The following is an 11,022-nucleotide window of genomic DNA, read 5'->3' as shown; positions in this document are numbered from 1 at the left end:
ATCACTTACCGTTCTTGAAATTGGCGACACATCCTTGTGTCGCGAGAAACTCTAGGTTAATCAGAGTTTCCTATAAATTAATTCACGTCTATTTAGTTCAATACTCGATCTTCACTCTCTCATTCTTTACGCTTTTCCGACCGCGAATGCTTCTGTAATTGTTGATCATCAAATCGTTAAAAATCCAATCTCATCCCTGTTGAGCTTAGCTACACTTCTTATCATTACTTTTTTGATAATTTCGTGTATAAACAACTTTTAATTTAGAGAAAAACAAATAATAAAACACGGGTTTTACTCTGTAAAACATCAATACCTAGAATAATAATGACGGAGAGTTTGCATGCCCCAATTCTTTGCTAACACAGTCAAAACCACGCTAGCGAGTGTGTTAACCAGCCTAAGCTACGCCGCTATGGCTTGGGAACTGCCCGGCACACACACGGTTGAGTTGATAACCAATCAAGATAAGGTCTTTGAATTAGGTAAGCTCACCGTTACTTCAGACAAAAACAGCCAAGGTGAATATTTGTTCACGTTTACGCCTAAAACGGGTTCTTATGAAGTCTATTTCTTATCCATGCGCAATTTTGACTGCGTTACGGGCGACGTTGAAGTATTTTGCCACGTAATCTATCCCTACGAATATTCAAAAGTTATCTCAGAGACAAACTTAACTTGGCTTGAGCACAGCTTTTTATTTATGCACAAGTCTCCCAGTGAGTTTTCGGCGAAGTTGTGGAATGGTGTTATTTATGAAATGCAAATTACCGACAATGGAATTGAAGGTTACGCACAAGCGGTAGATTTAAATGTAATTAGCTCGCCGCCCGATGAAGGCGTTACCCCCTACGGTGATGGATCAAATACCGATATTGGTGAACGCTCCAGTATTAATCCGCAATCGCGCGAATTTAATAGAATTCGAATTTATTAAAGGAAACTCTGATTAACCAGAGTTTCTCGCGACACAAGGATGTGTCGCCAATTTCAAGAACGGTAAGGGATTGAAATTGTGAAGAAATTGGAAATCGCATTTTCAATTTCTGTCCTCTAATTAAATCATGGATGAGTTAATCAGAGGTTCCTAAATATACAGCGCTCTGGTGAAATCATGGTTACCTAAATCGGACGCTTTTAGGGTTTGCGATGATTTAGTCTCGTTCAAATCGATAATTTTTACACAAAAAAAAGAGGCCTTTCGGCCTCTTTTTAGTACAACACATTGGTACTGACATGCGTTTATTTTGGTATTAATAGAATCCAAAATACTTAAAGAATTTGCGAATTTTTCGCTCAATCTTTTTCGCTTTACCGCGATTTTTCGCGTCCATTTCCAAGCTAACTAACACGGGGTTATGGTCGGAACTGCGATAAGGTCCTACCGAGGTGAAATCAATTAAATCACCGTTGGCAGGATTATAGAACGCAAGTGCTTGGTCGTAAGTTAACTGGAACAACTCAGTGGTGTTGATATCCCAATGCGTTACATCAACTGTGGCATCGGCCGCAGCAGGCGTCGCTAACACATGATCGAGAGCACCGATTTGGTCAGCGCCAAAGAAGTAGAACGAGTAGCCCTCTGGATCAAAGGTATCGCGCAATGGAATATAACCAAAGGTCTCGGTTACCGGTACAGAAACGCCACCATCAAGCTGGGTGTTAACCGCAGTTACAATGGTATAGCCGCGTTCTTCTGGGGTGTATTCGGTAAGTACTGCTAGAGGATCTTCCTGGCTGTAGCTGTTTAGATCGCCCATGATTAACAGTTTTTCAGGCAAGTTCATCGCATCAAGCGCATTACCTAAGGTTACCGCCGCAGATACACGGAATGCGTTACAGCTGCCTTGAATGGAATCTAACGCCGTTGGGTTAACGTCATCTTCAAAACAAGTTGAGCCTTTTGATTTAAAGTGGTTAATCGCTAGGGCGAATTGATCGCCAGTGGCGCGGTGACGGAAACTTTGTACCAAGGTATTACGTTGGCCAACAAAACGACCATTATTATCTTGCGATGGCAATGCAATACCACGTAATCCGCCACGTGCAATTACTTTACGGTGTTTGTAAATGATCGCGTTAGTAATGGCATCGGTACCGGTAATGGTTTCGTCGTCAGAACGAGCGAAACGATACACACGATCACCCAGTTGCGCGTTGATCGCATCAACCAATTGACGAATAGCACTGTCATCGCCAAAGCCATCGTTTTCAACTTCGATCAAACCAATAACATCGGCGTCCAAAGCAATAATAGCGTTAACAATTCGAGCTTCTTGTAACGCGAACTCTTCTTCGTCGGCTGCACCACGGTTGGCTGGGTAGTCGAAGGTTACACTACCGTCGTCCAGTACAAGGCCATTAAAGTAGTTCAATACGTTAAAACTTGCCACAGTAACATCGGCAGGAATTAAATCCGGCGCCGCGGTACGAGTAGATGCAATTGAGAAGGTCTCTTTTACTGGGTTGATGCGATAGTTACCAAAGGAGAACATCACAGGACCAGTAGCAGAAACCGTTTCACCTACGCGAGGAGCGTTATCGTAATTTAAACCATCAAATTCTGGTGTTGAGTAATAGCTGATTTCATCTGGGAAGGTTCGACCATTATTGTCGTCAATCAACAAAATGTTCGCACTGGCATTAGCAACAGCCGCGTCATATTCAGGGCTGAACGGCGCACCGGCTTCGGTTGGAGTTAACTTAACAGAATCACTCAAGAACATTTCACCAAAGCGGGTGAAATTATCAAGGCTATAGATTGTTGCGTCGGTAACGGTTGCAACCATGCCTTCTACGGTTTCAAGATCAAGTTGACCTTCGTATGGCATTGGAATAAATGCAGGAATGACAGACTCAGCCGCAACGCCACAATCTAATTGTTGCTCGGCGGTAATTTGACTGTTGTTAAAGAATTCTGAAGGAACACCCAAAACACGGGCGGTATCACCAACTTCTAACTCATCTAAAATGGTTGCAAAAACGAAGATACCTTCAGACGTTGCCGCATTACCGTCGGAATCGCTAGGTTCTTCTTGTAGGAAATAACCATTATCACGTAAACCAGTGATAATACCTTCAACAACTACAGTATCTGTAGTGGTAACGCTTGCGCCATCACCTTGAATAGCACTGATCAAAGTCGCATCGCTAAAACACGCGCCAATCTCAACCGGTGGTGGAGTGTCGTCGTCATCATCGCCGCCGCCGACAGTGGTAAAGGTTGCCAAAGGCAAAGGATTGGCCGCTGTGGTGTTGCTGGTTTCACCATCGTAGGCGTTTGGCCCGCTGAAACTCCACTCAGTAATATCAAAAGTGCTGCTTGCCACCGAACCACTTAAACGATAAGCCCAACCGTCTAGGTATTCCCACGGTTGGCCGGTGCCATCAACGTCTACTTCACCGAACAAATCGACAACACTGCCGTTAAAGAACAACTCAATAGCGTCATCACCATTAATGTTCGCCGAACCGGATTCAAAAACAAACTCAGGCGTTACACCAAAAAAATCCGAAAAAGAAACGCTGTCGGTAACAACATATACATAACTGCCAGCACTCAAACTAACCGGAGAAAAGGTGAACTCTTGACCGTCGCTACCACCGCCGTTATTTGCCGAACCAAGGCCGTACAATGACGCATCGGCAATGTCTTCGGTTACATAAACTTCGTAGCCTTTAGGTAAACCACCGGGTAAAGGGCCGTCAAATATTCCTGTTAATACCATGCCGGCGCTGGCGCCCATACTCAACGAGAGTAAGGGTGCTGCCACGACTAACTTTTTCATGTCCATGGAAGATTCCTTTAAATAATTATTCAAGCGTTATTACAATCGTGCTGAACAAACACCACAAAGACAAATTCAACCGCTCCTACTGTTGAATCTTATTCAGCACTGACTATTTTGATCGTGAATTCGGGGTATTGAAGTATAACTGTTAGAGCCCCCTTATAGATAAGAATACCTTGTGGGTTTTTCTAACATATGACGGTTTTAAGACAAGAAGACGTAATAAGAGAACGTGAATCGTTGATTAAAAATAAAAAACTTTGACTAACCCAAAGCTGCTAGCGACACCAAGAAGTGTCGCCAATTTCAACATCAAAACATTATTGCGAACTAACGTTATTAAGCATGGTACTTTAATTTTCTAGCGTGTATTTAATGCAAAGGTTTTAATCAGAGATTTTACGAATTGTATTCACACAGGTAACCAACACAAAACTCACATACATTAATAAATACCAAGCAATCAACTTTGAAAAAGAAACCAACTGCCAACCCTGCCGTTGATTGGGATAAACCCACACACTTGCATAGGTTGATATATTTTCGGCAAACCAAATAAATAAGGCCACTAAAAACCAACCTAACAACAGCGGCATGGTGCGATACTGTTTATCGACTCGAAAATAAATATTGGATTTATAAAAACAACCAACAATCAACGCCAATATAATCCAACGAAAATCCACAATAAAATGATGCGTAAAAAAATTCGCATACACCAACAGAGCTAAAATAAGTGTTATTCCAAAACGTGGATAATAATCAAAGCGAAAATCAAAAATTCGCCAAATTCTAGCAATATAACTACCCACAGCGCTGTACATAAACCCCGTGAACAAGGGTACATTACCAATACCCAAAACATAATCTTCTGGATACGTCCAAGAACCTATTGCGTCAGAAGTTTTAAACAACTCCATAAGCGTTGCAACAATGTGAAAAATCACAATAACCAACGACTCGCGCAACGTCTCAAGCTTAGTTACCAACAAAAAAAGCTGAAAAACCACCGCTGACAAAAAGATAAAATCGTAGCGATGTAACGACTCAAAAGGATACCAAACCTTAGTTACAATAATAACCCCTAACAAAAACCCACCAAACAAACACGCATAAGCCTGCTTCAAACCAAACAACCAAAATTCCCAAACAAAACGCTTAACCTTTTCCACAACAGCAATCCATATCTACAACCCACAACAACAATCATCATCAACAGCTCTCACAAGCTTTGAGTGAACTGTACACAAAATCAGAAATGAAGAGAAATCTAGCAATTAATTTGATTTTACATTAGAAAGCTCTGATCAACTCAGTGTTTTTATCAACACATCCTTGTGTCGTTAATTCCAAATACTGTCATTGATTAACATTGTGCAAAAATTGTAAGTTGTATTTCTAAATGCTGCTCTCCGAGAAAATTACAGAAGAATTAATTTTCCCCTTCATCGCTTTCGGTTGCGTCTTCATTATCGGGCAGATAAACCTTGTCGGTTTTTTTATCGATTGACTGGCTTGAATTAATGTCTTTTTCTTGGCGTTGTATTGAGGTTTGCGCAACGATTGGTTCGCCAAAGTAAAGAGTGCGATGTGGAAATGGTATTTCGATGTTACGTTCGTCGAAGAGGTATTTCATGCGACGGTTGAATTCGCGCCCTACGTTCCATTTTTCGAGTGGTCGGGTTTTTATTCGCGCTTTAATGATTACGGCAGAATCGGCAAATTTATCGACGCCAAATATTTCTATCGGCGACAAGATTCGATCTTTAAAGTCGTCATCATTACGAATTTCTTCATCGATTTCTCGTAAACATTCTATAACAACGTCGGTATTTTCTTTGTAAGCAACACCAACGTCCATCAGGTAAAAGCTAAAGTCTTTGGTGAGGTTATCCACAATCGATACTTCACCAAAGGGTACGGTATGTACGGTGCCGTCCAGCGCTCTTAGTTGCAATTTACGAATCGATAATTTTTCAACCACGCCGGTTCTGTTCGCCACGGTTACTACATCACCTATTTGCAGTAGGTCTTCGATAATTACCGTAAATCCCGTTAAAAAGTCTTTCACAAGAGTTTGAGCACCAAAACCGACGGCGATACCTAACACCCCAGCACCCGCCAAGAGTGGGTAGATATCGACGCCTATTCCCGATAAAAACACCATGATAAACAACAAACTTAAGGTAAACAGTAATGCATTACGAATAATAGGCATCACGGTATTCATTCGGGCATTGGATTTTAAACTACTGTGCGATGAGACAAATTCCATGGCTGCATTTGCGCTCTCCCAAATTAATATAGCGACAAAAATTAACGCCAATGCTGCTAATATAAACGAAACGATAGCTGTTATATTAATCGCTCTATTAATAAAACTGTCTTCTGGGACATAAAGAACAAAAACAGCGTAGATGACAAAAATAAATACATGAGCCTTAATGGCATAATTGACTAAATGCAGTAAAGGAATAAATCTACGTGAATTTAAATGCAAACGTAGGTTCATCTTTTTTAAATGCGATTTAGCGGTTTTATACGCGAACTTTAATATCACTAAGGCAACAATGGTAATGAGCAACAAAGCAGCAAGAACCAACGCCTCCCATGCAGTGGATTCGGGAATATTAAATTCAGATAAAAGATTACTTACGTACTCTTTAAACTCAGTGCTTTTTTCTTCAAAATTGATAATTTCCTGAACCTCAAGCTCTTTGTTGTCTTTGCCTTCTTGCTGCTGAGTGGTTTCTAAGGTTTTTAAGTCTTCAATGAGTTGTTGACGTTGTTCCGGTGATTCTATCTTCTCTATAAGTTCCGATACATTGTCGTTACCCTTTTCTTGATTCTCATTAGAACTGGAGGAACTACCCAACAATCCCATTTGAGAAAAGCTCTGAGTTGAAAAAATAATTAATAGTACAAAGAGTAAAACCTTCATCGCTGTCACTTTCTATTTAATTAATGTTTAATTTTCTAAATTAATTACACGTTGCTCTTATCAAATACGACTTATAACATCAAATACAACTTGTAATAGTTACAATGATTAAAATACTAATTTGTAAAAAAGAGATGAAACTCAAAACATCTTTTTAAAAAGCATTATTATTAAACACCTATATTCATTGTTAACCAACTAAAAGCAATTTATAACCCAACTCTAGAAAAACAATTTTTATCATATTTTTCAATAGCTTACTAAAAACAAAAAATTAAACCGTAGATTGCAAAATATCCACTAGGTTTTATTGGCACAGTGCTCGCTTAATACCATTCATCGAAAGCGAAATCTTACTCTAGGAACCTCTGATTAACTCATCCTTGATTTAATCAGAGGACACATCCTTGTGTCGCGAGAAACTCTAGGTTAATCAGAGTTACCTCTATTCAATAAATGTGGGGCTTGCTAAAAAAGCAAAACCCCAAAAGATATTCGCTAATTCACACACTACTCAAAATAATTATTTTGAGTATGGTAAGGAGAACAAAGTTATGGCTAATGCACAGTTTGTATCTGATATTGAAAGTATTCGTAAAAAAGCCAGAGAAGATATTTTGCAGGGGGCTTTAACCAAAGGTTTTAAGGGCGATGTTAACGAAACCATTCGGCTTTTAAATGCGGCATTAAGTACAGAGATTATTTGTACGCTTCGCTACCGCCAGCATTATTTTTCTTGCGAAGGCTTAAACGCACAAATAGTCGCCGACGAATTTTTAGAACACAGTAATCAAGAGCAAGAACACGCAGACAAGCTCGCCGAAAGAATTTGCCAACTTGGCGGTTCACCGGATATGAATCCAGATAAGCTCAGTGAACGTAGTCACTCTGAATACACCGAATCAAGTTCGATCAAAGAAATGATTGTAGAAAATCTTATTGCGGAGCGAATTGCAATCGACTCTTACCGTGAAATGATTGAATTTATTGGTGATAAAGACCCAACCACACGCAGACTATTGGAAGAAATTCTGGCGGTGGAAGAAGAACACGCAGATGACCTAGCCGATTTAATGACCAGTTACGCAGTAGATACGAGAAACTAGACCAGCTCTGGGTTAAATAGATTCTAAGAGCAAGTTTCGAGAGAATTTTTAGAAAGATCGAATAGATCAACCAAACTTCCGTTGTCCGTTTTGTTGGTTTAGTTTGGTTTGTTGGTAAGTACCTGCGTATCAATTTACGCACAGCAGTAGCAGTTGTTAGCATGATTTAGCAATAGCATTCTTATTCTGAGCAGCCTTACCCCCTAAAGATTAGGGGGTTTTTTTTGCCTTGAATTCAACAACAGCACCGAATGGGCCAAAAATGTAGAGACGAGAAGTGATTACAAAACTTTGAACAGGTCTTTTTTCAACTTAGCGAATTGTTTAAGCTCGACCATACTCTCTGCCCATTGGGCATAAAGAGCACGAAGCTCAAAGTAATCTTTGGTATCAACAATTTCACGTTTTAGCGTTAAATAACCGTATTGGCCGTGAAAATGACCAATCGTATTTACCATAAAGTTTTTAGCTTTATCAAAGTCTGCGGCAGAGCGTGAGCTGGGTAAAACCACAAGCTCTTGCTCGAAATTACCTTTGCGAGCAACCGGAGCTTCATCTTTACCATTGGTAATATAATTTTCTTGAACTAACCAACTCAGATAGCGCTGCGCCTCCTGGCCAACAGCACCAATAATATCGTCTGTGCTCATTTGGCCATTACAAAGAATAAGAATACGGCGCGCCTTCGGATCAACGTTACCCGATCGGGCACGCATCTCGTCAACACCTTTATTGGTTTTCGCGTAGCAATTCATGATTGAAGTCCTTTAAAAATTATTTTTATTTTTTTGGCAACAATTCAGGTTTGTGGCTTTATAAATAAAGAAATAATGCTTTCGTTTATTATTCTGTGAAACACATCATGCAATAAGAAATATCAAAATAGTCTTTTGCAGTCAAACGGTCAGGCGACTTGGAAATGTTAAGAAATGCTGAGGAAACAGTCTGCGTTATAAGATATTTCACTCAATTCAATGTAATAAAACACTAATGTCTATATATTAATTGCGAATAGAAATAATAGAATTACTTTAAATTTGATTTTGAAATATCCAGTAATATTATCGGTGTCTAAAACATTAATTTGTTCAAAGTTTATTTTATTACACGCCAGATAAAAAATTCTCTAATAAATAGCTTGATTGGTAACAATGTTACCTAAAATGTGAATTTTTGTTACTAAACTTCCAGTTTTAGGAAAATGTTGTCTTTCTTCAGCCCGATTGAGGAGATCTTTATGCGTTTAAGTTTAGAGCAAATTGATTAAATATTGCTTAGCAGTTTATTTACACAACTTTTAACGTATCGAGCGGGAGCCGATTTTCAGTAATTGTATTTCTAGCACAATTTATTATTTTTAAAGATGTTAATTTAATAAAATTGAAATTAAATTTATTCGGCTACAATGAATAATATTTTCTACAAAAAGACAATTTTTAGTCACTACTGATTAACGCTTCTAAACTTTAATCTGAGGATAGAAATTAAACACACAATTTTTAATGTCTTCACTATGTCTGTCTGCCACCTACCCTTTTTTGGAATTTGGCAACGCTCAAGTATGTCGCCAAAAAATTCTGCGTTAATCGCGGTTTTCTTTAATAACAACTCAGGTCTAAAGAAATTAACGTGTCTTAAACACGTAAAATATTTTTACCAAATATTCAAAATATGAAAATACAGAAATATCTACCAAAGTATTATGGTTAAAAACGAAGCTAAAAAAATATTTTTTTAGCATTAAATCCGAAACAAAGCCCGTTCGCTGCAAGGCGTGCAATGGCATTTCGACTTATTACGTACGTAGTTTTACGTAGATTTACTGGGTGCTTTTATACCCGATATGCGTAGTTATACTGACACTTTTCGCACTCCTGCCAATTTCGTAAATAGTTTTCATCTATCACAATACCTCTTGTTTCATTGGCGTGATCAAAATATCACCGCTTAAAATAATAACTAGAGGAATAGACATGCTAAAAATTTCTAAACTCAAGCGTTGGCTGATTGCTGGTATTGCCAGCTTTGCCGTTGCAACCAGTGCTCAAGCTGCTGATGACAAGGTTTATCGTTTAAAACTCGCAGAAACCTGGCCAACTAATTTTCCAGTATTCGGTGATTCACCACGCAACATGGCGGCCATGGCCGAGAAGATGTCTGGCGGCCGTTTGCAAATCACTATCGATTCGGCCAACAAGCACAAATCGCCTTTAGGCGTGTTTGATATGGTGCGCGCTGGTCAATACGACATGGGCCACTCTGCGTCTTATTATTGGAAAGGCAAGGTTCCGGCAACCATGTTCTTTACCACCATGCCATTTGGTATGACTGCGCCTGAACAATACGCATGGTTCTACTACGGCGGCGGTATGGAATTGATGGAAAAAGTGTATAGCGAATACAACCTAATGAGCTTCCCTGGTGGTAACACCGGTATGCAAATGGGCGGCTGGTTCCAAAAAGAAATCAATACCGTTGATGACCTTAAAGGCTTAAAAATGCGCATTCCAGGTTTTGCTGGCGAGGTATTAGCAGAGCTTGGCGCGAAACCAACCAACATTCCACCGGGCGAAATGTACACCGCACTTGAGCGCAGAACTATCGATGCCTTGGAATGGGTTGGTCCGTCTTTGGATTTGCGTATGGGCTTCCATAAAATTGCGCCCTACTACTACACTGGCTGGCACGAACCTGCGACCGAATTACAGTTTTTAATCAACAAGCGCTCTTGGGATCGCTTGCCAGAAGATCTGCAAGAAATTCTTCGCGTCTCTATGCGCGCAGCGTCTTACGAAATGTATATTCAGTCTTACCACGAATCTGCTGAAAACCTAGCGGTTATCGATAAAGATTATCCTAACGTGCAAATTAAGAGCTTCCCACCAGAAGTCATTGAAGCGGTACGCGGTGCAAACACCAAGCTTTTAACGGAATACACTGAAAAAGATCCTTTAATTAAAGAGATTTTAGATTCACAAGCGCAGTACCTGAAAAAAGCACGCCACTGGACCGATGTATCTGACAAAGCTTACTTAAATACTATTGCTAACTAATTTCTAAGTCTTTATCGAGATTTTATCAAAATAACCTCTGATTAATTTACGGACGAATTATTCAGAGGTTGTCAAATGAGTTCATACTCTGTTGTTTTAAACCTGTTACAACACTTTCTTTTATTGGAGTG

Annotated in this window: 7 protein-coding genes; 3 read left to right on the top strand and 4 right to left on the bottom strand. The window is 39.6% G+C overall.

Annotation, left to right across the window (positions count from 1 at the left end):
* Positions 1-343 precede the first annotated feature (343 nt).
* The gene (locus ACYQ2C_RS16790; RefSeq protein ID WP_460104287.1) at positions 344-937 is read left to right on the top strand and encodes a hypothetical protein; all 594 of its coding nucleotides are present in this window, start codon (positions 344-346) and stop codon (positions 935-937) included.
* A gap of 316 nt (positions 938-1,253) precedes the next feature.
* Here the strand turns inward: ACYQ2C_RS16790 and ACYQ2C_RS16785 are convergent, their stop codons facing one another.
* From ACYQ2C_RS16785 to ACYQ2C_RS16775, 3 genes are all read right to left on the bottom strand, one after another.
* The gene (locus ACYQ2C_RS16785) at positions 1,254-3,794 is read right to left on the bottom strand and encodes an ExeM/NucH family extracellular endonuclease (RefSeq protein WP_460104285.1); all 2,541 of its coding nucleotides are present in this window, start codon (positions 3,792-3,794) and stop codon (positions 1,254-1,256) included.
* Positions 3,795-4,177: 383 nt separating this feature from the next.
* Positions 4,178-4,963 carry a DUF817 domain-containing protein gene (locus tag ACYQ2C_RS16780; protein ID WP_460104284.1) on the bottom strand — a complete coding sequence of 262 codons (786 nt, stop codon included), beginning with the start codon at positions 4,961-4,963 and terminating at the stop codon, positions 4,178-4,180.
* 260 nt (positions 4,964-5,223) lie between these two features.
* Positions 5,224-6,732 carry a mechanosensitive ion channel family protein gene (locus tag ACYQ2C_RS16775; RefSeq protein ID WP_460104282.1) on the bottom strand — a complete coding sequence of 503 codons (1,509 nt, stop codon included), beginning with the start codon at positions 6,730-6,732 and terminating at the stop codon, positions 5,224-5,226.
* A 554-nt stretch (positions 6,733-7,286) separates the two neighbouring features.
* Between ACYQ2C_RS16775 and ACYQ2C_RS16770 the strand changes: the two genes are divergently transcribed.
* On the top strand, positions 7,287-7,838 hold the full coding sequence (locus tag ACYQ2C_RS16770; RefSeq protein ID WP_460052548.1) for a ferritin-like domain-containing protein: 552 nt from the start codon (positions 7,287-7,289) through the stop codon (positions 7,836-7,838).
* 281 nt (positions 7,839-8,119) lie between these two features.
* Here ACYQ2C_RS16770 and ACYQ2C_RS16765 read toward each other — a convergent pair whose 3' ends face one another.
* Complete coding sequence (locus tag ACYQ2C_RS16765) at positions 8,120-8,593, bottom strand: hypothetical protein (RefSeq protein WP_460052546.1); 474 nt, start codon at positions 8,591-8,593, stop codon at positions 8,120-8,122.
* Positions 8,594-9,811: 1,218 nt separating this feature from the next.
* On the opposite strand from ACYQ2C_RS16765, the gene ACYQ2C_RS16760 reads away from it, so the two are divergent.
* Entirely contained in the window at positions 9,812-10,891 is a 1,080-nt protein-coding gene (locus tag ACYQ2C_RS16760; RefSeq protein ID WP_460104280.1) for a TRAP transporter substrate-binding protein, read from the top strand.
* The last annotated feature ends 131 nt before the right edge of the window (positions 10,892-11,022 follow it).

This window comes from Sessilibacter sp. MAH3 (assembly GCF_054658275.1).
This window is presented reverse-complemented; position numbering and strand designations above follow the sequence as displayed.